Source organism: Bradyrhizobium sp. (assembly GCF_016219575.1).
Classification (GTDB): Bacteria; Pseudomonadota; Alphaproteobacteria; order Rhizobiales; family Xanthobacteraceae; genus Bradyrhizobium.
This window is the reverse complement of sequence record NZ_JACRMG010000016.1, coordinates 48908-70440: the sequence shown is the minus strand read 5'-3', so window position 1 is coordinate 70440 and position 21533 is coordinate 48908. Positions and strand designations below refer to the sequence as shown.

Below are 21533 nucleotides of genomic sequence, written 5' to 3'. Positions count from 1 at the left end.
TTGGCGGATTACGCCTTCGGCTAATCCGCCCTACGGCTCGACACCTGCGAATCACTCCTTCAGATCGTACCGATACGACTTCGACACGATCTTCCAGCCGTCCTTCAGCTTCATCGCCACCAGGTAATCGGTGAAATAGCGCGGCGGCAGCTGGCAGCGCACCTTCACGAAGGCGGTGTTGTCGTCGGAGCGGTCGATGGTGACGATGAAATCCTCGCGCGGCTTGCCTTCGGCTTTCGCCGACGGGCGCTTGCGAACGCGCTCCAGCCAGTCCGGCACGGTGAGCACCTGCAACTCGCCCTTCTCGATCCAGCGCAGGTCGGCGCTGGAATCGAAGATCGCTCCCAGCTTGTCGGCATCGCCTTCATAGAGCCCGTCGAAATAGTGCTTCACGACGGCTTCGACGGTCGAACGATCGGTGCTCACGGCCTATCCTCCCCACGACATTTTTTGAGCCGGCGTACGGCGCCAGGCCGCGTATGGTTAGCGGGACCCGAGCGGCCGGTCCAATCAGAAGAACAGAAGGCAGGTTTTCCGGGCGCAAAACCCCCGCAATACGGCCCGAATTGCCGCATTGTGTGGTGGAGGTCACGGAACCCTAACCTCAAGGAAAACTGGACGCCATGCAAAGGTATTTTGGCGAACCCGCAGGCGCTCCGGGGTACTAAATCCTAGAGGAGGCCGGTCCGCCCGTTGGGTGACTGGCCTCACAAAGCCCCGCTTTGGCGTTTGCTAATCCAGGGGCCAGAAATTGCCAGTTTACCGGTGTCGCCATGACAAACCTGTTCGGACGTACAAAGTTTTATCAGTTCTTCCTCGCCGCGGCGTTGCTGCTGACGGCTGGGCCGGCCCTTGCCGAGAAGCGCGTGGCGCTGGTGATCGGCAACGCCGCCTATCAGAACGTGCCGAAGCTGCCGAATCCCGTCAATGACGGCAACACCATCGCGACAACGCTGAAGGATGCCGGATTCGACGTGGTCGAAAACCGCCATGACATGTCGGCCGCGGACACCCGCCGCGCGCTGCGCGATTTCGCCGACCGCAGCAGGGATGCCGATATCGCCGTCGTTTATTACGCCGGCCATGGCATCGAGGTGGACGGCGGCAATTATCTGATCCCGGTCGACGCCAAGCTCGAGCGCGACACCGATGTGTATGACGAGGCGCTGTCGCTCGATCGCGTGCTGCTCGCCGTCGAGCCCGCCAAGAAGCTGCGCCTGGTGATCCTCGATGCCTGCCGCGACAATCCCTTTTCCAGGAACATGAAGCGTACCGTGGCCTCGCGCGCGATCGGCCAGGGTCTCGCCAAGGTCGAGCCGAACAGCCCGAACCTCTTGATCGCCTACTCGGCGAAGGCCGGATCCACTGCCGCCGACGGCGACGGCAAGAACAGCCCGTTCACGTCGGCTCTGTCGAAGCATCTGACCACGCCCGGCCTCGACGTGCGCCGCGCCTTTGGCTTCGTGCGCGACGACGTGCTGAAGACCACCAACAACCGCCAGGAGCCGTTCGTCTATGGTTCGCTGGGCGGCGAGGACGTGCCGCTGGTGCCCGCGCCGAAGGTTGCGGCTCCCGCACCCGTTGCCAATCCGCAGGCCGACATGCGCCGCGACTACGAGCTCGCGCTGCAGATCGGCAACAAGGCCGCGCTGAACGCTTTCCTCGCGCAATATCCCGACGGCTTCTATGCGAGCCTCGCCAAGCTGCAGCTCGAGAAGGTCGCAGCTGAAGATGCCCGCGTGGCCGCCACCGAAAAGGCGCGTCTCGCCGAACAGGAACGCGCCCGCCTTGCAGCCGAGGGCGCGCAGAAGGCGGCGCAGGCCAAGGCCGACGCTGACGCCAAGGCCGCCGAACAGGCGCGAATTGCGGCCGAGAAGGCCAAGGAAGTCGCGCAGGCCCAGGCAGCTGCCGGCGAGCAGAAGCGCCTCGAGACCGAGAAGGCTGCGGCCGATGTTGGCACCAAGGTTGCCGCGATCGCGCCGGCTGTCTCCGGCGACAAGCCCAATCTGGCTTCGCTGAGCGCGGGCGCTCCGCAGGCCGACGTGACCAAGTCGGTGCAGAGCGAACTGCGCCGGGTCGGCTGCCTCTCGGCTGAAGCGGACGGCAACTGGAACACCGCGTCGCAGCGTTCGCTGTCGCTGTTCAACCGCTATGCCAAGACCAGGTTCGACACCAAGCTCGCATCGACCGACGCGCTCGACACGATCAAGACCAAGACCGCGCGGGTCTGCCCGCTGGTCTGCGACCACGGCTTCAAGACGCAGGGCGATGCCTGCGTGAAGATCGTGTGCGCCGAGGGTTCGTTCCTCAATTACGACAATGAGTGCGAGAAGCGCCGCGAGAAGAAGCCGGTTGCCAAGCGCGAGAAGCCGGAACCGAGGCAGGCTCCGGCAGCAAGGCTCGCTCCGTCGGCGCCGCAATATCAGACACCGCAAGCCAGGCAGGCGACCGCCGGGCGTCCGAATGGCCCGGGCCTCGGCCAGAGGGGCCAGGTGCTTACCGGCCAGGAACGCGCGCAGGGCTGCAATTCATACAGTGCTATCATGTCGGGCGTGTGCCCATAACCATCGCCGCTGTTCAAGGCCACATTGGCCCCGCGAGAGCGGGGCCAATTGCTTTCAGATCGCGCTCGCCGCGATGTTTACCATCAGCGCCAGCAGGGCCGTGTTGAACGCGAACGAGATGATGCCGTGCACGGTGGCGGTGCGGCGGATGATCCTGTCGGTGATGCCGACGTCGGAGACCTGCGCCGTCATGCCGATGACGAAGGAGAAATAGACGAAGTCCCAGTAGTCGGGCTTTTCCTTGGCGTCGCCGCCCGGGAACTGCAGGCCGCCGGGCTTGCTGCCGCGATAATAGTCATGCGCGTAATGCAGCGCGAAGGTGGTGTGCACCAGTGTCCATGACAGCGCGATCGTGACCACCGCGAGCGTGAGCCCGGCAGCGCTCTTCCTGGAAGCGCCGAGTTCGAACACGATCGCCGCAATGCTGGCGAGCGCGCCAAGCTGCGTCAGGACCATGATGAGGAAGCGACCGTCGTCCTGCAGGATGGCGCTCGGCTTGATATGCTCATGGCCGCAGCGAAGCATCATCGCGTAGGCTGCCACGAGATAGATCGCCGCGAACACGTCCCAGCTGACCAGCACGCGCGTCACCAGCCGCCGCGACTCCGGTATCAGGAAAAATGCGACGATGGCGATCGCGAGGCCGACAAAGGTGCGCGGTCGCGACACGACCACGCGCAAGAACATCGGTAGCTTTCGGAAGCGGGCAAGGCGTTGTTCGAACTCCTTGTCGTCCGCCATCGATATTGCTCTAGTTTTTCCGCTCCGCGACGAAGCGCGAGGTGGCGCGGAGCACGTCGCCGCGGCTGCCGAAGATCGACAGGGCAGCATCGCCGCGCGCCAGCAGATCGCGCACGCGCTGCTTGGCGCCGTCGATGCCGAGCTGAGTGACGAAGGTGGTCTTGCCCAGAGCCGCGTCCTGGCCGGTCTGCTTGCCGAGTGCGGCCGCATCGCCCTCGACGTCGAGCAGGTCGTCGGCGATCTGGAAGGCTTCGCCGAGCGCGCGGCCGTAATCGTCTAGCGCCTGATGTTCCGCTTGCGTCGCCTGGCCGAGGATGGCGCCCGCGATGCAGCCATAGCGCAGCAACGCGCCCGTCTTCATCTGCTGCAGCCGTGCGACGTCCACCGGCTCGCGGTCGCCGAAGCGGCCTTCGCCGGCGAGGTCGAGCATCTGGCCGCCGACCATGCCGCCGAGCCCGGAGGCGCGGGCCAGCGCCCGGGTCAGCAGCAGCCGCACGGTGGGATCGCGGTGCACCTCGTCGCGGCTGATGATGTCGAAGGCGAACGTCAGGAGGCCGTCGCCGGCGAGGATGGCGGTGGCGTCATCGGTCTTCTTGTGCAGGGTCGGGCGGCCGCGGCGCAAATCCGAATTGTCCATCGCCGGCAGATCGTCATGGATCAGCGAATAGCAGTGGATGCATTCGAGCGCCGCGCCCACGAGCAGCGCGGCCTGGCGCGGCACGCCGAACACGGCCGAGCTCTCCACCACCAGGAACGGCCGCAGGCGCTTGCCCCCGCCGAGCGTGGAATAGCGCATGGCCTCCATCAGCCGCTTCGGCCGGGCGATCTCGTCGGGCATGAGCGTATCCGACAACAGCTGCGCCAGCAGCCGCTCGGTCTCCTCGGCGGTCTGGTCTAGTCGCTTGGCGAAGTCGGCGGCGGTCGTCATTCGGAAGGGCTCCAGCAAAGGCTCTAGGGTCGAATTCGGGGGCGGACAATCGTTGATGGGGCGGGCTTCGTCAATTGCCGGATGCGGCCTCATGGCGCCTTAAAAGTGCTGGAAAATCCGCCTGATGTCGTCACCATGTCGTTTCCCCCAGGGCCTTGTGATCGCCTTGTGATTGCCTCGTCATCCCCGGCATCAGAACCAGAAGCCTCCCATTTGCGCATCCTCCGCTACCTGCTCCTGATCGTCCTGTTCCTGCTGTTGCTGCCCTATCTGGTGGCACCATTCTATCGCGTCGGCCATCCGGTCTCGACGCTGATGGCCTGGCGCTGGCTCAAGGGCGCGCCGGTCACGCGGCATTGGGTCGATCTCACCGCGATGTCGCCGCACCTCGCGCGCACGGTGGTGGCATCCGAGGACGCCAAATTCTGCAGCCATCGCGGCGTCGACTGGGACGCGCTGCGTGAGGTGATGGACGATGCCGAGGACGGCGAGGTGACGCGTGGCGGCTCGACCCTCACCCAGCAGGTAGCGAAGAACCTGTTCCTGTGGCCGGGCCGCAACGTGGTGCGCAAGGCGCTGGAGCTGCCGCTGGCACTGTGGATCGACCTCGTGCTTTCCAAGCAGCGCATTCTCGAAATCTACCTGAACATCGCCGAGCTCGGCCCGTCCGGCCAGTTCGGGGCAGGCGCGGGGGCCGCCTACGCCTTCGGCAAGCCGGCATCGGACCTGTCGCCGCGCGAGGCGGCGTTGCTGGCGGCCATCCTGCCCAATCCGGTCAGGCGAAGCGCCCGCAATCCCGGCCCCGGCGTGAGGCGGCTTGCCGGGATCTACATGGCGCGGGCACAGGCCTCGGCGCTGCAGCGCTGCTGGGCCGAGAAACGCGGCTTCTGAGCCGATTTTGGGCCATTTTTACCCGCTTCGGCTCTGGATTTACCTAGGCCCATCCTCTATAAGCGCGGCCTTGTCGGCATCTTGAGCCCGCGCTTTTGTGAGCTGCGGGCCGTCTTATTTGGACAATGCCTCCGCGATACCCCTAGAGGATACCGAAATGGCCGTTCCCCGCAGAAAAACCTCGCCGTCGCGCCGTGGCATGCGCCGCTCGGCCGACGCGCTCAAGAAGCCCACTTATGTCGAGGACAAGGACTCCGGCGAACTGCGCCGTCCGCACCACCTCGACCTCAAGACCGGCATGTACAAGGGCCGGCAGGTGCTGAAGCCCAAGAAAGAAGCTTGAGCGGGAAGCCTGAGGCGGGGGTCGCCTCACGGCATTTCCTGCGAAAGCAGTGGGCAGGTCGCCAACCTGCCTGAATTCGGCCAACGAGTGAGTTAAGACGGTTCCCGGGGCGGATGGATCCGCCCGGGATTACGGATTTCTCCCCTTCGCAAAAAAGCCATTGGCCATGGTCGGTTTTCCGCTGCTTCTGATTCCGCTCGCGGTCTACAACATCATCGTGCTGCTGATGCGCGAGGTGTCGCTCGGCGATCCCGTGCTGAAGCTGCCGCTGATGTCGGGTGCGGAGTGGTCAATCTCGCTCGGCGACATGCTGCTGGCCCTCGCGGCCGTCATGCTGCTGCTCGAGATCGTCAAGGGCGCGCGGCCGGGTGCGAAATTTCTCATGGACCATCTGCTGTCGCTGGTCGTGTTCGGCGCGGCCGCCGCGGAGTTCCTGCTTCTGCCGAAGTTCGGCACCTCCATCTTTTTCCTGCTGGCGCTGTTTTCGCTGGTCGATTTCCTTACCGGCGTGACGCTGCGCCGGCGGCGCTATGCGGCTGCCGCGGCATCTGTGCCCGTCGCGCGGAAGGCCGTGCGGCAGGCCGAGCCGGAAGCAGCCGAGCCGCCGCGCGAGCCTGCTGCGGCGCCGGTCCCTGCGGCTCCGGCCCCGTCGGCGGCATCCGTCGCCGAATCCGTGTTGCTCGATCATCCCGAGCCGTCGATGTCGCAGCCCGCCGTGCCCTCGCCGGGCATCCAGCCGGGCAATGGCACGCATCCGTCGTCGCCGGACGCGCCGCGCTGAACCCATGGCGTTTTCAAGCGAAGTGGGAACCGGTTCGCGTCAAGAAAACGCGTCAAGAAATAGAGCTAGATGATCTGCTTGGTCCGCCGCGTCACGCTGCGGCGCTCGGTGACGTGCGGGCCGTAGGCCGCCTGCGCGTCGGCAGGCGATCCCCGGCGCAGGCTGCGGGTCTGGGGGACATGATCGGCGGTGGCGATCAGTTGCGTGACGAAGCTCGCATCGGGCCGGTTCAGCGCCGCCGCCGGCGGAACGTCGGGGCGGGCGGAGAGCGGCACGAGCTCGACCGAGGCGGCCGGGATGTCCACGAACTCCGCGTCGATAACCACGTCCGGGCGCCCTGTGCCTGTCATCGCCAACCTGTCGCGTTTTGGGACGGTCGATCCGCCTTTCACTTCTCCTCGCAAGAGATGTGCCTCGGCATGCCCTTTGGTTCCAGACAACCGCAAAACGTGGTTTGCGGACTGTTAATGAACTTTACCTAGGGTCAAGGCTGCGAGTCGCCCTATCCTTGGGTGGAGAATCACCCGGGGTGCTGTCCCGAAACGAGGCGAGCTGATGCCGTCTGTCCCGCAAGCCGCCGACATCCTTGCCTCGCTCGGCCAGGCCAGTTTTGTCTGGGACATCGGCAGCGACCGGCTCACCTGGAGCGAGAATGCGGCTTCCGTGTTCGCCGACATCCCGGCGGAATCGCTGGAGAGCGGCGCGGCTTTCGCCAGCCTGATCGAGCCCGCGCGTTCCATCCGTCAGGACGCGTTGACCCACGCGCCGCCCACGCGTGCCGATGAGGGCGTGCCCTACCGTATCGAATATGGCATCCGCGCCGTCACCTCCGTCCCGGTGATCTGGATCGAGGAGACCGGCGTCTGGTTTGCCGGTTCCGACGGCCGGCCGTTGCGCGCCCAGGGTGTCATGCGCATCAACAACGAGCGCCACGCCCGCGACGAGCAGCTCCTGAAGCTGTCGCGGCACGATCCCCTGACCGGCGAGCTCAACCGCACCCATCTGATCGCGGCCCTTGCCGAGGCGATCGAGGAGAACACGCGTTTCCGCTCGGCCTGCGCCTTCATGCTGATCGGGATCGACCATCTGGCGCGGGTCAACGACGCCTTCGGCTTCGACGTCGCGGACGCCGTGATCGCGGAGGTCGCCGCCCGCATCCGCACGCGGCTGCGCGCCGGCGACGTGCTCGGCCGCTTCTCCGGCAACAAGTTCGGCCTGATCCTGAAGAACTGCACTGTCGACGACACCAATATCGCTGCAGAGCGCTTTCTCGCCGGGATCCGTGACGAGGTGGTGCCGACGAGGTCCGGGCCCGTCTCGGTGACGGCATCGATCGGCGCGGTCAGCGTGCCGCGCTACGCCCGCAATGCCGACGAGGCGATCAACCGCGCCCAGGAAACGCTGGATGCCGCCAAGCGCCGGCGCGCCGGCTCGTTCGGACTGTGGCGGCCGAATGCCGAGCGCGACGCGCAGCGCCGCGTCAATATCCGCGTCACCGACGAGATCGTCACCGCGCTGAACGACCGCCGCATCGTCGCGGCCTTCGAACCCGTAGTGACTGCGCACTCGCGCGAGCCCGCCTTCTACGAATGCCTGGTGCGGATGGAGCATGGCGACGGCCAGATCCTGCTGGCGCCCGACATCGTGCCGGTGGCGGAGCGGCTCGGCCTGATCCGCCTGGTCGATCACCGCATCCTCGAGCTGGTGGTCGCCGAGCTGATCGCCTCGCCCAAGGTGCAGCTCAGCCTCAACATCTCGCCCGAAACCACCATGGATCCGGACTGGTCGGCGACGATCGAGTCGTTGATGGGCACGCATCCCGGCGTCGCCGAGCGCCTGATCGTCGAGATTACCGAGACGGTGGCGATCCAGGACATCGACGACATCAGGGGCTTCGTCACGCGGCTGAAGAATTTCGGCAGCCGGATCGCGATCGACGATTTCGGCGCCGGCTACACCTCGTTCCGGAATTTGCGCAAGCTCGGCGTGGACATCGTGAAAATCGACGGCGCCTTCGTGCAGAACATCGCGCGCTCCGCCGACGACCGTGCCTTCGTGCAGACCCTGATCGACCTCGCCCGGCGGCTCGACATCAAGACGGTCGCCGAATGGGTGCAGGACGAGGAAGCCGCCGCGATGCTGCGCCAATGGGGTTGCGACTACATCCAGGGCCGGCTGATCGGACTGGCCTCGCCGGAGCGGCCGTGGGCGGTGACGCCGGCAGCCGCAGTGCCCGTCGCGGGCTGATTGTCGTTCCGGCGCAGGCCGGAACCCATACCCACAACTGAAAAAGATCAAGCACGCTGGGGGGCTCCAGCGTGCTCACCAACTCGCATCTGTGGCTAAAGGCCCCGGCCTTCGCCGGGACGGCGGAGAGAGGCGAGGAAGGACTACTCTTCCTTTTTCGCCGGCTCCTTCGACATGCGCTCGAGGCGCTCCTGCATCTCCTTCATCTGCTTGCGCAGATCGTCGATGTTGTCCTCGTCGACCGCGGGCTCCGGCACCTTCTCAGGCTCGCCCGATCCGGTGCGCGACGGCACGAACGGCTTGAACATCGAGAAGGTCTGCTGGAACAGCTCCATGTTGCGGCGGACGTGCTCTTCCAGCGGGGCGAAGGGCGTGCCGCTGAAGGTGTTGGTGAGCTGCTTGCGGAATTTTTCCTGCTCGCGCGTCAGCGTGTCGATCGATTGCTCGAGATATTTCGGCACCACCATCTGCATGCTGTCGCCGTAGAAGCGGATCAGCTGCCGCAGGAAAGTGGTCGGCAAGAGGTTCTGCCCCGCCTTGTTCTCCTGCTCGAAGATGATTTGCGCCAGCACCGAGCGCGTGATGTCCTCGCCGGTTTTGGCGTCGTAGACGAGAAAATCCTCGCCTTCCTTCACCATCGCCGCGAGATCCTCGAGCGTCACATAGGTGCTCGTACCGGTATTATAGAGCCGCCGGTTAGCGTACTTCTTGATCGTGGTGGGTGTTTCGGATTTTGCCATGGGTTCACACAAGACCAGCCGAGAGCGGGAACCCGACGGCGCAGCCGCAGGGTCGAATGCAACGCATCGCAGCAAAGGTAAGCATTTTCAAAGGGCTTCGGCTACCGTTTTGTGCGGCACGGTTAATCCCAAGGCTCGGCCAAGGCTTCGGGACTGCTCAGGAAACTCCCGGCCCCGCCATTTTGGATGCGGCGCGGCAGCTTTTCGCTGCAGGGCGATTGACATGCCTCAATGACGTTAACAGGATGGGAATTAAGACTGGCCCGCCAACCCGGCCCGCCCGCCGTCAAGAAACCAACCCAAGAAAACCCAAACAGGAGATGTCCATGTCAGACGATGTCGTCATCGTCAGCGCCGCCCGCACCCCGGTTGGCAGCTTCAACGGCGCATTTGCCACCACCCCGGCCCACGATCTCGGCGCCATCGCCATCAAGGCCGCGCTGGAGCGGGGAGGCATCGAGCCCGGCCGCGTCTCCGAAGTCATCATGGGCCAGATCCTGACCGCGGCGCAGGGCCAGAACCCGGCCCGCCAGGCCTCGATCGCGGCCGGCATCCCGGTGGAAAGCCCGGCCTGGGGCGTCAACCAGCTGTGCGGCTCGGGCCTGCGCACAGTGGCGCTCGGCTACCAGGCGCTGCTCAACGGCGATTCCGAGATCGTCGTCGCCGGCGGCCAGGAATCCATGAGCATGGCCCCGCACGCGCAATACCTGCGCGGCGGCGTCAAGATGGGCGGCCTCGAGCTGGTCGACACCATGATCAAGGACGGCCTGTGGGACGCCTTCAACGGCTACCACATGGGCAACACCGCCGAGAACGTCGCCCGGCAATGGCAGATCACCCGCGCCCAGCAGGACGAGTTCGCCGTCAAGTCGCAGCAGAAGGCCGAGGCTGCGCAGAAGGCCGGCAAGTTCAAGGACGAGATCGTCCCGGTCATCATCAAGACCCGCAAGGGCGACATCGTGGTCGACACCGACGAATATCCGCGTCATGGCGCAACCCTCGAAGGGATGGCCAAGCTGAAGCCCGCCTTCGAGAAGGAAGGCACGGTCACCGCCGGCAGCGCCTCTGGCATCAATGACGGCGCCGCCGCCGTGGTGCTGATGACGGCCAAGCAGGCCGCCAAGGAAGGCAAGAAGCCGCTGGCCCGCATCGTGTCCTGGGCCCAGGCCGGCGTCGATCCCAAGATCATGGGCTCGGGCCCGATCCCGGCCTCGCGTGCCGCGCTGAAGAAGGCCGGCTGGAATATCGGCGACCTCGACCTGATCGAGGCCAACGAGGCCTTCGCGGCGCAGGCCTGCGCCGTCAACAAGGACCTCGGCTGGGATACCGGCAAGGTCAACGTCAATGGCGGCGCGATCGCGATCGGCCATCCGGTCGGCGCCTCCGGCGCCCGCGTGCTGGTGACGCTGCTGCACGAAATGCAGAAGCGCGATGCCAAGAAGGGCCTCGCCACGCTGTGCATCGGCGGCGGCATGGGCATCGCGATGTGCATCGCGCGCGACTGAGCGCATAGCGATTCCGGGCGAGGAGTAAATGAGGCAATGAGGCGCGCCCAGCGATGAAAACATCATCTGTCAAACGCGGCTCAAGCTGCTAGGAATGAATGCCCGGCCTCGCGCCGGGCATTTTCGTCTCAAGCGCTTGTTTGAATTGTTCGCTTGAGAAACGTCAAAAGACCGGGACAATTCCGGTCTATGAAAAGACTACCAAGGAGGAAATTACATGGCACGTGTTGCATTGGTCACCGGGGGAACGCGCGGCATTGGCGCATCGATCAGCAAGGCACTGAAGGCGGCCGGCTACAAGGTTGCGGCCAGCTATGCCGGCAACGATGCCGCCGCCGAGAAGTTCAAGTCGGAAACCGGCATTCCCGTCTACAAATGGGACGTCTCCTCGTTCGACGCCTGCGCTGCCGGCATCAAGAAGGTCGAGGCGGACCTCGGACCGGTCGATGTGCTCGTCAACAATGCCGGCATCACCAAGGACGGCGCCTTCCACAAGATGACGCTGGAGCAGTGGAACGCCGTCATCAACACCAATCTCGGCGGCCTCTTCAACATGACGCGCCCGATCATCGAGGGCATGCGCGCGCGAAAATTCGGCCGCATCATCAACATCTCCTCGATCAACGGCCAGAAGGGCCAGTTCGGCCAGGTCAATTATTCCGCGGCCAAGGCCGGCGACATCGGCTTCACCAAGGCGCTGGCGCTGGAGAATGCCAAGGGCGGCATCACGGTGAATGCGATCTGCCCCGGCTACATCAACACCGAGATGGTGCAGGCGGTGCCGAAGGATGTGCTGGAAAAATCCATCCTGCCGCAGATCCCGATCAATCGCCTCGGCGAGCCCGAGGAAATCGCGCGCGCGGTGGTGTTCCTCGCCGCCGACGAGGCCGGCGCCATCACCGGCTCCACGCTCACCATCAATGGCGGGCAATACATGGTGTGACGGCGCGCTTTCTAATCTCCAATGAGTCGTCATGGCCGGGCCTGTCCCGGCCATCCACGTCTTTGCAGACGCGCGTGTGCCAAGTAAGACGTGGATGCCCGGGACAAGCCCGGGCATGACGAGAACCCCCGAATGTCACCCCGCACCGCCACCCTGATCGGACTGACGGCGATCCTGATGTGGTCGCTGCTCGCGGTGCTTACGGTGGCAACCGGAAAGACTCCGGCGTTTCAACTTGCCGCCATGACCTTTGCGATCGGCGCACTGGTTGCGTTTGCGAGCTTCCTCTTCCGTCCTTCCGCCTTCGCGGCATTGAAGCAACCGCTCACCGCCTGGATCGTCGGCGTCGGCGGGCTGTTCGGCTATCACGCGCTGTATTTTCTCGCGCTGCGCTTTGCTCCGCCTGCGGAAGCTGGCCTGCTGAATTACCTCTGGCCGCTACTCATTGTACTGTTCTCCTCGTTGCTGCCCGGCGAGCGCCTGCTGCCGCACCACATCATCGGCGCGCTGCTTGGGCTCGCTGGCACAGTTCTGCTGTTGATGGGTAATGGCGGGAGCGGCTTCGAGGCCGGCCAGTTGCCCGGCCTGTTCGCGGCCTTCGTCGCGGCGTTCGTCTGGGCGTCCTATTCGGTGATGTCGCGCCGGCTGAAGGCGGTACCGACGGATGCGGTCGCGGGCTTCTGTCTCGCGACCGCGATACTCGCCGCGATCGTGCATCTCGTCGTCGAGAACACCGTGTGGCCGGAAACGGCGGCGCAATGGCTCGCCATCGTCGCGCTCGGCGTCGGCCCGGTGGGCGCGGCGTTCTTCACTTGGGATATCGGCATGAAGCGCGGTGATATCCGCGTGCTCGGCGCCGCTTCCTACGCCACGCCGCTGCTCTCGACCGCATTCCTGATCCTCGCCGGCTTCGCCAAGCCGACCGCGACCATTGCCGTCGCCGCGATCCTGATCGCCGGCGGCGGCCTGATCGCGGCGAGAGATATGTTCCGGCTTCGCGCCTAAGTGGCCGGCCGCCAGTCTGGCGGCTTGTACATGCTTTCCGGAATCTGGCCGAGTTCAGAGCGCTGCAGTTTTTTCGGCGTGAGCCCGTAGAATTGCTGGAAGCTCATGATCAGCGGCCGCCATTTGTCGGGGTCGATGCGGTTCGGCTCGCCCGCCATCATGATCTGCGGATGCGCGTGCACCCGCGTCACTCGTACCTCGATGGCGGTGAGATTGCCGCGCCATACGGCGTCCTCCTGCGCCATCTCATGGACATGCGCGAGCTTTGCCTCGATCTGAACGGGGCATTCCAGTGCGCGAGGTGCCGCGACCGTGTCGCCACGCGTGGCTGTCAGCCCGCAAAGCCCGAACTTGTCCTTCTCATGCCGGTAGCCGCGCCAGAGCTTTCCGGGCGGCACCGGGTCTGAGCCGGTGCTGCGGGCGAGGCGATCGACGGCGCCGACCAGCCCGGCCGACGGCAGGTTGAGCACGCATTCGCCGCTGCGGATCAGGTTCGCCGTCGTCTTGGACTCGCGCGCCAGCCCCAGCATGCAGCGCCAGCCGACCCACCAGGCCGACGACATCGGCGCGAGGTTGTATGAGCCGTCCTCATTGCATGTGCCGACCAGCACGACCGGCGTGCCGAAATAGAGGATTGCCGGCTCGATGATGTCAGCCGTTGCGATCGTCGGGGATTCAATCGTGTCTTGCATGTCTCTCTCCAGATGAGGCTCTGGAGGTAAGCGAACGCATCGGGTGTTCCCACCCGATTCCCGACCAGGGCCGTCAATCCGAGGGCGTCCAGTCGTTCGCCGCGAGCTCGAACTTCGCGAACTCGAACGCCGGCGCCACGCTGCATCCGACCAGTGTCCAGTCGCCGGTGCTTTCCGCCGATTGCCATGCGCCCGCCGGCACGATCGCCTGCGGCCGTTCGCCGGCGCCGACATCGGAGCCGAGCGTGATGGTGTGCGGCGCGCAGCCGTCATTGGCGATTCTGAGCGTCAGCGCCGCGCCCGAATAATAGTGCCAGACTTCCACCGCATCGATGCGATGCCAATGCGAGCGCTCGCCGCGCGCCAGCAGGAAATAGATCGCGGTCGAACACGCGCGGCCCTGCGCGTCGGTGCGGACGTCGCGGAACGTCTCGCGGTAGTACCCGCCCTCCGGATGCGGCTTGAGCTCGAGCCGCGCGATGATGTCGGAGGCTTCTCGCATGGTCAGGACTTGTTCTTGCGTTCGCGCAGCTCGCCGAACACGTCGGCGGCAGCCGCGCCCTTCATGTGCAGCGCTGCCGCGACCGCAGGATCGTCGGCACGCAGGAAGACGTTGGATTTCTTCTCCTCGCCGAGCAGCACGGGAATCGTCGCCCTGTTCTGCGCGCGCAGTCTTGCCACTTCCTCGGCGCGTGCCTTCAACGCGGGATTGTCGCCGTCCACGGTGAGCGCGAACTTGACGTTCGCTGCGGTATATTCATGGCCGCAATAGAGCGAAAAATCGTCGGGCAGCGCGCGCAGCTTCAGGAGCGAGTCCCACATCATCGGATGTGTCCCTTCGAAGACACGGCCGCAGCCGATCGAGAACAGTGTGTCGGCGGCAAACACCGCCTTCTCCCTGTCGAACACGTAGGACACGTGGTCGAGCGTATGGCCTGGCGTTTCCAGCACCCGCGCCATCAGATTGCCGACCATCACCACGTCGCCATTGGCGACGCGCAGATCGGCATTGGCGATCGCCGCCTTCTTTTCATGCGGGGCGACAACGCGGCACTTGTACTTCTGTTTCAGTTCCGCGACGCCGCCGACATGGTCGTGATGGTGGTGGGTGATCAGGATATCCGTCAGCGCCCAGTTCTCCTGCGCCAGCGCCTTCAGGATGGGCGCGGCTTCGGGCGCGTCGATCGAGGCGGTCGCCCGGGTTTCGGTATCGTGGATCAGATAGCCGAAATTGTCGGACAGGCAGTTGAACACGCGAATTTCGGCAGCCATGATTTCTCCACCAACTTGGGTCCGAGCCGGTCCAAGAGATATGGCGTTAACGTTGCTGCGGCAATGCCAATTTGGCCGCTTCGCCGGGAACATCCTCGTGTTACACTATGATCGACGCGTTTTCTTCACGCGAACCGGTGCCCACTTCGCTTGAAAACGCCATGGGAATCCTATGGACGTCATCGATCTCCGCGATTTCTATTCGCAGCGCCTCGGCATCGTGGCGCGGCGGCTGATCAATCGCGGCATCCATGCCTGCTGGCCGGATGCGGAGAGCCAGCGCGTGCTCGGCCTCGGTTATCCGACGCCTTATCTCGGGCTGTTCCGCGACAACAGCGAGCGCTGCGTCGCCTTCATGCCGGCGGCGCAAGGCGTGCTGAAATGGCCGACCGGGCGGCCGGCGCTTGCGGCTCTGGTCGACGAATTCTCGCTGCCGCTGCCGGACGCCGCGTTCGACCGCATCCTGCTCGTGCATGCGCTGGAAATGTGCGACGACCCGGAGAACCTGTTGCGCGAGGTGTGGCGCGTGCTCGCCCCCTCGGGCCGCATGATCGCCGTCGTGCCCAATCGCCGCGGCGTGTGGACGCGCACCGACAACACACCGTTCGGGCACGGCCGGCCCTATTCGCGCGCGCAGATCACGCAGCTGTTGCGGCACACCTGGTTCACGCCGGCCTCCTGGGGCGAGGCGCTGTTCATGCCGCCGGTCGGCAATAGCTGGTTCCTGCGCTCGGCGATGGCGTGGGAGCGCGCCGGCGAGGCGCTGTCGATGCCGTTTGCCGGCGTGCATATCGTGGAAGCGACCAAGCAGGTCTATCGCGCGCTGCCCGCGCATCGCGAGCGCGCGCGCCTCATTCCCTCGCTGCAGCCGGTGCTGGTGCCATCGCCAAGCACGCGGGGATGAACGTGCCGTAGGGTTGGGCAAAGGCGCATGGCGCCGTGCCCACCGTTTATCCGAGATGCCGGAAAGAAAAAAGGTGGGCACGCTTGCGCTTTGCCCACCTTACGATTCTGCGCCGAGGCGCGATGTCGCTCGCGCGACTACTCGTTGCCGATGTCCTCGCCCGAGGCGGCAGGCGCTGCGCCCGCCATGCCGTTGTCGGGGCGGGGGCCGCCATGCGGCCGGCGGCGCCGGCGCGGAAACCGCTCGCCGCCACCGCCGCCTTCATAGGAGCGCTCGCCGCCATTGATCTGCGGCTGCGGGCCGGTGATGAAGGAGGGCAGGCGGTCGACGCTGTCGGCAATGGCCGGCTGCGGTTGCGGTTGCGGCGGCTGGTATTGCGGCTGCGGGCGGTGTTCGCGATCGCCGCGATGCTCGCGGTCGCCGCGATGTTCGCGCGGCTGCTGGTCGCGCTGATAGGACGGCTGGTCGCGGTCGCGCGGATTGTTGTCGCGCATATAGGGCTGGGGCTGCGACTGCTGCGGTTGCGGCACGAAGCCCGGCTCCTGGCCGAACGGCGAGAAACCGTCGCCCTCATCCTCGCTCTCGTCCACCGACATGTCGTTGTCCGGGCGCGGCTGCTGCTGATGCTGCGGCTGGTTCTGCCTGAACTGCTCCTGGGCGGCCGCGATCAGGCGGAAATAATGCTCGGCGTGCTGATAGTAGTTCTCGGCGGCGACGGGGTCGCCGGAAGAGCGCGCGTCGCGGGCGAGCTGGACGTATTTCTCGGCGACGTGGGAAGCGGTGCCGCGGATCTTGATGTCGGGCCCGTTGGATTCGTAGACCCGGGTCATCGGGTTCTGGCCGCGCCGGTTCTGATTGTTGTTGTTGTTCCGGTTGCGCATCCGCTGCTTGTTTTGACCGTTTCTCATGTGTCGCCTTTATTCCAGCCCTAAGAAGTTGCCTTGAATTGCAGAAGTCGGTTTGGATTGCCCGTTCATGGCGCGGCATGCCGCTCGCGTGCACCGAATCACGGTGCCGACACGCGCATTGCCGATTTTGCCAACATTCGCGTTCAACAACGACGCGTTCCCCAACCGCCGGCGCTCACCGCCGGCGACCAATCATTCACCTTGCCGAAACAAGCCCAGCTCTGTTGCGTAGATGTTCAAGCGCAATATCAGGCTTTCGTTCGCTTTGCGGTCGAGAGCAGCACAGCTTCAGCCATTGCGCTCAAAAGACCTTTGCGTTCTGGAACCGTTAATCGGCGGGGCTAAAGTGCCTCTGGTTTCATCCCGCTTCTCCTGCGGGGCCAGCCTGCAACCCTTTGACCGATGTTGTGGCCGGAACGTAGTCGTTCCCGGGGGCAATTCCAAGAGGTTTTTTTGCGTTCCAATAGGACTTTATCGGGGCATTTTGCGGGCCCCGACCGCCCTCGGAATACCGCCCAGATCGGCCTTGGGAGCCCCGTGGGGCACCAATCCCGCCGCAGTCATCAAAGCTTCAATCTGGGCCGCCTGGCCCTGTCCGGCCTCCACAACCAGTGCGCCGCCGGGGCCAAGGATTCGCGCCGCCTGGGGAATCAGCGCCCGGTAGGCATCGAGCCCGTCGGGTCCGCCGTCCAGGGCTTTCCTGGGATCGTGGTTGCGCACCTCGATCGCGAGACCGGCGATGACGCCCGAAGGGATATAGGGTGGATTCGACACGATGAGATCGAACGGGCCGGTCAGCCCCACGGCATAGTCGCAGCGGACAAAACTCGTGCGGTCGGCGAGGCCAAGCCGCATCGCATTGCCGCGCGCAGTCTCCAGTGCCTCCTGCGAAATGTCGGTGCCGACGCCGACGGCGCCGTGCAGTTCGGACAATAGCGCGAGCAGGATCGCGCCGGAGCCGGTGCCGAGATCGGCAATACGCGTGCCCTGCCTTGCGGGGTTCGCGCGCAGCATCTCGAGCGCCAGTTCGACGATCGTCTCGGTGTCCGGCCGCGGCACCAGCGTTGCCGGCGACAGCGCAAGCGACAGTCCCCAGAATTCCTTGCGGCCGAGGATGCGCGCGACGGGTTCACCGGCGAGCCGGCGGCCGGCGAGAGCTTCGAGACGATTCGATTCGTCCGCGGTGAGGGCGCGATTTGCAGACCGAATCAGGCCGGTGAGATCGAGGCCGAGCGCGTGGCCGATCAACAGTCGCGCATCGAGCTCGGCGGAGTCGATCCCGGTGGTTTGCAGCCGCCCAGCCAGCGCGCGCCGTGCGACTTCGATGGTGATGGATTCACTCATGCGCTGCAATCGCGGTGTCGCCGGGACCCATACGCCGCGGCCTGTCGGGAGAGGCAGGTGGAGTTGCCTTCATGAACAACGACTCACACTCGTGGTTATGGGTCCCGGCCTGCACCGGGACGACATCTGTTATGCCGCCGCGCCCTGCGCAGCGAGTTGCGCCGCCTGGTGCTCCGTGGTCAGTGCGTCCACCAGTTCGCCCAGCGCTTCGCCTGAAATCACCTGCGGCAGCTTGTAGAGCGTCAGGTTGATGCGATGGTCGGTGACGCGGCCTTGCGGGAAATTGTAGGTGCGGATGCGTTCGCTGCGGTCGCCCGAACCGACCTTCTCCTTGCGCTCGGCGGAGCGCGCCGCATCCTGCCGCTGCCGCTCGGCGTCGTAGATGCGCGAGCGCAGGATGTTCATGGCGGAGGCGCGATTTTTGTGCTGCGAGCGGCTGTCCTGCATCATCACGACGATGCCGGTCGGGATATGGGTGATGCGGATCGCCGATTCCGTCTTGTTGACGTGCTGCCCGCCGGCGCCGCCCGCGCGCATGGTTTCGATGCGCAAGTCGTCGTTCTTGATGTCGACGTCGACGTCCTCGACCTCGGGCAGCACCGCCACCGTCGCCGCCGAGGTGTGGATGCGCCCTTGCGTCTCCGTATCGGGTACGCGTTGTACGCGGTGCACGCCGGATTCGAATTTCAGCCTGGCGAAGGCGCCGCGGCCCCGCACCTCGGCGATGATTTCCTTGAAGCCGCCGACGGTGCCTTCGCTGGCCGAGATCACCTCGACCTTCCAGCCCTGCAAATTGGCGAAGCGCTCATACATGCGGAACAGGTCGCCCGCGAACAGCGATGCCTCGTCGCCGCCGGTGCCGGCGCGGATTTCCAGCACGACGTTGCGGTCGTCCATGGCGTCCTTGGGCAACAGCGCGACGCGGATCTTCTGCGCCAGCTCGTCGCGCTTCGCCTGCAGCTCGTCGCGCTCGGCTTCCGCCATGCCGCGCATTTCGGCGTCGGTTGCGGGATCGGCGAGCAGGGCTTCCGTGCCGGCAAGCTCGGCTGCCACGCCGCGATAGGCCTTCACCGCCTCGATCAGCGGATTGAGGTCGGCCAGCTCGCGCGTGATCTGCACATAGCGGTCGGAGCCGACCTGGCCGAGCAGCTCGTTTTCGAGCGCGGCATGGTGGGCGAGCAGGATATCGAGTTTGGCTTCGGGCAGCATGGCGGTTCTCAAATAGCAGAAAAGCTGACGGGGCGGAGCGAGGAACAGAGCCTCGCTACAATGACAGCCCCTCGGCCTCCGCGAATTCCGCCAGCTTCTGCTTGATCGAGACGCTGCCGGCCGGTGCATCCAGCAGCGGGTTGATCATCGCCTCCGCCTTCCTGGCGTCGAGGTCGAGGATCATCGCCTTCACCGGGCCGTGCGCGGTCGCCGACAGCGACAGCGAGCGATAGCCGATCGCGATCAGCGCCAGCGCGCCGAGCGGTTTTGAGGCCATCTCGCCGCACAGCGAGACGCCCTTCTTCGCAGCATTGGCCTTGCGCACGATGTCGCGGAGCGCGCGCAGGATCGGCGCCGACATGGTGTCGAACCGCTCGGAGACCTTTGCGTTGCCGCGGTCGACCGCGAACAGGAACTGGAACAGGTCGTTGGAGCCGACCGAGACGAAATCGACCTTCTTCAGCAGTTCGTCCATCTGGTACAGCAGCGCCGGCACTTCCACCATGGTGCCGATGTCGATGCGCTCCGGCAGCGAATGACCGTGCTGGCGCAAATATGTCAGTTCGCGCTCCACGATCGCCTTCGCCGCATCGAACTCGGCTACCTCTGAGATCATCGGGAACATGATCTTCAGGGAGCGCCCGCCGCCGGCGCGCAGCAGCGCGCGGATCTGGCCGCGCAGCAGGCCCGGCCGGTCGAGACCGAGCCGGATTGCGCGCCAGCCCAGCGCCGGATTCTCCTCGATCACCGTCTCCATATAGGGCAGCGCCTTGTCGCCGCCAATGTCGAGGGTGCGAAAAGTCACCGGCTTGTCGCCGGCCGCATCGAGCACGGTGCGGTAGAGCGCGAGCTGGTCAGAGGAACGCGGCAGGCTCGCACTCACCATGAACTGCAGTTCGGTGCGGAACAGCCCGATGCCGGCGCTGCCGGTGTCCTCGATATGCGGCAGGTCGATAACGAGGCCGGCGTTGATCAGCAGTTCGACCTTCTGGCCGTCTTTGGTCTTGCAGGGTAGGTCGCGCAGCGCCGAATATTGCGCCTGCCGCCGCGCGCGCAGCCGCACCCGCTCGGCATAGGCGGATTCGATCTCGTTGGACGGACGCACATAGATCGAGCCCGAGGTGCCGTCGACGATGATGGCATCGCCGGGATCGGCAATGCCCGGCGCGTTCGGTACCTCGCCGACCGCGGGGATGCCGAGCGCGCGCGCCACGATCGCGACATGGGAGTTGGCAGTGCCTTCCTCCAGCACGAGGCCGCGCAGCCGCTTGCGGTCATAGTCGAGCAGCGCCGCAGGGCCCATCGCGCGCGCGATCAGGATGGCGTTGTCGGGCAGCTGTTCCCTTGACGGCGCGTGGTCGCGGCCGACCAGCTGGCGCATCAGGCGGTGCCCGAGATCCTCGAGGTCATGCAGCCGCTCGCGCAAATAGGGATCGGTCGAGCGCAGCATGCGCGCGCGGGTGTCGGACTGCACGCGTTCGACCGCGGCCTCCGCGGTGAGGCCGGTGCCGACGGCCTCATGAAGCTTGTGCGACCAGCCCTGGTCGTTGGCGAACATGCGGTAGGCCTCCAGCACGTCGCGGTGCTCGCCGCCCTCGGCGACGTCGCCGCGCTCCAGCATGCGGTCGAGATCGGCGCGCAGCATCGCCAGCGCCGCGTCCAGCCGCTTGATCTCCTTCGGCAGGTCCTCGGCGATGTAGTCCTTGATGACGACGCGCGGCTCGTGCAGCACGACATGGCCGAGCGCAATGCCTTCGGACAGCACGCTGCCGCTCTTGTGCAGGGAGTGCCGCGCCGCCGGCTCGGCGCCGGGTTGCGCCAGGGACGATAATTCGCCCGAGGCGATCATCTCCGCCAGCACCATGGCGGTGGTCTGCAGCGCCTCGACTTCTTCCTCGACGTAAGTGCGCTTGGCGCGGTTCTGCACCACCAGCACGCCGAGCGTGTTGCCGGCGCGCAGGATCGGCACGCCGAGGAAGGAATGGTAGATTTCTTCGCCGGTTTCCGGACGGTAGGAGAAGGCCGGGTGGCTCTGCGCGTCCGAGAGATTCAGCGGCGTCGCTTCGCTCGCGACCAGGCCGACCAGGCCCTCATGCGCGCTCAAGACCGTGCGGTGCACGGCTTCGCGCTTCAGGCCCTCGGTGGCGTAGAGCTCGAGGGTGGTGTCGACGCGCAGCACGTAGCAGGAGCAGACCTCGGCCACCATGTTGGCCGCGATCAGCACCACGATCTTGTCGAGGCGTTCCTGTGCGGAGACTTGCTCCGCCATGGTTTCGCGGAGCCGTCTCAGCAAGACGCGGGGACCTCCCGACGCGCTCCGCATGATCAGCCAATCCTCCCCCGCGGGGCCAGTCCACAGTCTGGCCGGCCACTGGCGTAATACCCGTACAAAACAACAATTTTATTCATTTCGGCGCCGGCGCGAGCCCCTCCCGGCCGAATCGGGCACAGCAAAACTGTGGCACAGTTTGCGGCAGCTCACCTATCAGGCCGTATAGCCAATCGAAGCGAGTTTT

Annotated in this window: 21 protein-coding genes; 9 read left to right on the top strand and 12 right to left on the bottom strand. The window is 65.5% G+C overall.

What is annotated here, in order from left to right; all coding sequences use genetic code 11:
* Positions 1-51: 51 nt before the first annotated feature.
* Positions 52-426 carry a nuclear transport factor 2 family protein gene (locus tag HZB49_RS14820; RefSeq protein WP_291612587.1) on the bottom strand — a complete coding sequence of 125 codons (375 nt, stop codon included), beginning with the start codon at positions 424-426 and terminating at the stop codon, positions 52-54.
* 347 nt (positions 427-773) lie between these two features.
* On the opposite strand from HZB49_RS14820, the gene HZB49_RS14815 reads away from it, so the two are divergent.
* A complete protein-coding gene (locus HZB49_RS14815; protein WP_291612585.1) occupies positions 774-2564 on the top strand; it encodes a caspase family protein in 1791 nt (596 codons plus the stop codon).
* 54 nt (positions 2565-2618) lie between these two features.
* Here HZB49_RS14815 and HZB49_RS14810 read toward each other — a convergent pair whose 3' ends face one another.
* Complete coding sequence (locus tag HZB49_RS14810; protein WP_291612583.1) at positions 2619-3305, bottom strand: DUF1345 domain-containing protein; 687 nt, start codon at positions 3303-3305, stop codon at positions 2619-2621.
* 10 nt (positions 3306-3315) lie between these two features.
* Positions 3316-4233, bottom strand: coding sequence for a polyprenyl synthetase family protein (locus tag HZB49_RS14805; RefSeq protein WP_291612581.1), 918 nt, complete (start codon positions 4231-4233; stop codon positions 3316-3318).
* A 213-nt stretch (positions 4234-4446) separates the two neighbouring features.
* On the opposite strand from HZB49_RS14805, the gene mtgA reads away from it, so the two are divergent.
* From mtgA to HZB49_RS14790, 3 genes are all read left to right on the top strand, one after another.
* Positions 4447-5124: a monofunctional biosynthetic peptidoglycan transglycosylase gene (mtgA, locus tag HZB49_RS14800; protein WP_291612579.1), complete on the top strand. Its 678-nt coding sequence runs from the start codon at positions 4447-4449 to the stop codon at positions 5122-5124.
* Between the two features lie 157 nt (positions 5125-5281).
* Complete coding sequence (gene rpmF / locus HZB49_RS14795; protein ID WP_291612577.1) at positions 5282-5467, top strand: 50S ribosomal protein L32; 186 nt, start codon at positions 5282-5284, stop codon at positions 5465-5467.
* A 166-nt stretch (positions 5468-5633) separates the two neighbouring features.
* Positions 5634-6248, top strand: a complete 615-nt coding sequence (locus tag HZB49_RS14790; RefSeq protein ID WP_291612575.1) for a hypothetical protein — start codon at positions 5634-5636, stop codon at positions 6246-6248.
* A 65-nt stretch (positions 6249-6313) separates the two neighbouring features.
* Here the strand turns inward: HZB49_RS14790 and HZB49_RS14785 are convergent, their stop codons facing one another.
* Positions 6314-6598, bottom strand: coding sequence for a hypothetical protein (locus tag HZB49_RS14785; protein WP_291612573.1), 285 nt, complete (start codon positions 6596-6598; stop codon positions 6314-6316).
* A gap of 205 nt (positions 6599-6803) precedes the next feature.
* Here HZB49_RS14785 and HZB49_RS14780 point away from each other — a divergent pair, with 205 nt between their 5' ends.
* Positions 6804-8495 (top strand): bifunctional diguanylate cyclase/phosphodiesterase, encoded by a 1692-nt coding sequence (locus HZB49_RS14780; protein WP_291612571.1) that lies wholly within the window; start codon positions 6804-6806, stop codon positions 8493-8495.
* A gap of 143 nt (positions 8496-8638) precedes the next feature.
* Here the strand turns inward: HZB49_RS14780 and phaR are convergent, their stop codons facing one another.
* The gene (gene phaR, locus HZB49_RS14775; RefSeq protein WP_291612569.1) at positions 8639-9235 is read right to left on the bottom strand and encodes a polyhydroxyalkanoate synthesis repressor PhaR; all 597 of its coding nucleotides are present in this window, start codon (positions 9233-9235) and stop codon (positions 8639-8641) included.
* Between the two features lie 326 nt (positions 9236-9561).
* Here phaR and HZB49_RS14770 point away from each other — a divergent pair, with 326 nt between their 5' ends.
* The 3 genes from HZB49_RS14770 (at position 9562) to HZB49_RS14760 (ending at position 12688) form a co-directional block, all read left to right on the top strand.
* Positions 9562-10740 carry an acetyl-CoA C-acetyltransferase gene (locus HZB49_RS14770; protein WP_291612567.1) on the top strand — a complete coding sequence of 393 codons (1179 nt, stop codon included), beginning with the start codon at positions 9562-9564 and terminating at the stop codon, positions 10738-10740.
* 217 nt (positions 10741-10957) lie between these two features.
* Complete coding sequence (gene phbB / locus HZB49_RS14765) at positions 10958-11683, top strand: acetoacetyl-CoA reductase (RefSeq protein WP_291612566.1); 726 nt, start codon at positions 10958-10960, stop codon at positions 11681-11683.
* Positions 11684-11815: 132 nt separating this feature from the next.
* Entirely contained in the window at positions 11816-12688 is an 873-nt protein-coding gene (locus HZB49_RS14760) for an EamA family transporter (protein ID WP_291612564.1), read from the top strand.
* On the opposite strand, the gene HZB49_RS14755 is transcribed toward HZB49_RS14760, so the two are convergent.
* From HZB49_RS14755 to gloB, 3 genes are all read right to left on the bottom strand, one after another.
* Positions 12685-13380, bottom strand: coding sequence for a flavin reductase family protein (locus HZB49_RS14755; protein ID WP_291612562.1), 696 nt, complete (start codon positions 13378-13380; stop codon positions 12685-12687). The two genes, HZB49_RS14760 and HZB49_RS14755, sit on opposite strands and share 4 nt — an antisense overlap.
* Positions 13381-13453: 73 nt before the next feature.
* On the bottom strand, positions 13454-13882 hold the full coding sequence (locus HZB49_RS14750) for a cupin domain-containing protein (protein ID WP_291612560.1): 429 nt from the start codon (positions 13880-13882) through the stop codon (positions 13454-13456).
* 2 nt (positions 13883-13884) lie between these two features.
* The gene (gene gloB, locus HZB49_RS14745; protein ID WP_291612558.1) at positions 13885-14652 is read right to left on the bottom strand and encodes a hydroxyacylglutathione hydrolase; all 768 of its coding nucleotides are present in this window, start codon (positions 14650-14652) and stop codon (positions 13885-13887) included.
* A 172-nt stretch (positions 14653-14824) separates the two neighbouring features.
* On the opposite strand from gloB, the gene HZB49_RS14740 reads away from it, so the two are divergent.
* On the top strand, positions 14825-15556 hold the full coding sequence (locus HZB49_RS14740; protein ID WP_291612557.1) for a class I SAM-dependent methyltransferase: 732 nt from the start codon (positions 14825-14827) through the stop codon (positions 15554-15556).
* 137 nt (positions 15557-15693) lie between these two features.
* Here HZB49_RS14740 and HZB49_RS14735 read toward each other — a convergent pair whose 3' ends face one another.
* From HZB49_RS14735 to ptsP, 4 genes are all read right to left on the bottom strand, one after another.
* A complete protein-coding gene (locus HZB49_RS14735; protein WP_291612555.1) occupies positions 15694-16464 on the bottom strand; it encodes a DUF4167 domain-containing protein in 771 nt (256 codons plus the stop codon).
* Between the two features lie 471 nt (positions 16465-16935).
* Entirely contained in the window at positions 16936-17808 is an 873-nt protein-coding gene (prmC, locus tag HZB49_RS14730) for a peptide chain release factor N(5)-glutamine methyltransferase (RefSeq protein ID WP_291612554.1), read from the bottom strand.
* Between the two features lie 129 nt (positions 17809-17937).
* Positions 17938-19017: a peptide chain release factor 1 gene (gene prfA, locus HZB49_RS14725; RefSeq protein ID WP_291612553.1), complete on the bottom strand. Its 1080-nt coding sequence runs from the start codon at positions 19015-19017 to the stop codon at positions 17938-17940.
* 55 nt (positions 19018-19072) lie between these two features.
* On the bottom strand, positions 19073-21340 hold the full coding sequence (gene ptsP / locus HZB49_RS14720) for a phosphoenolpyruvate--protein phosphotransferase (protein ID WP_291612552.1): 2268 nt from the start codon (positions 21338-21340) through the stop codon (positions 19073-19075).
* Positions 21341-21533: the final 193 nt, after the last annotated feature.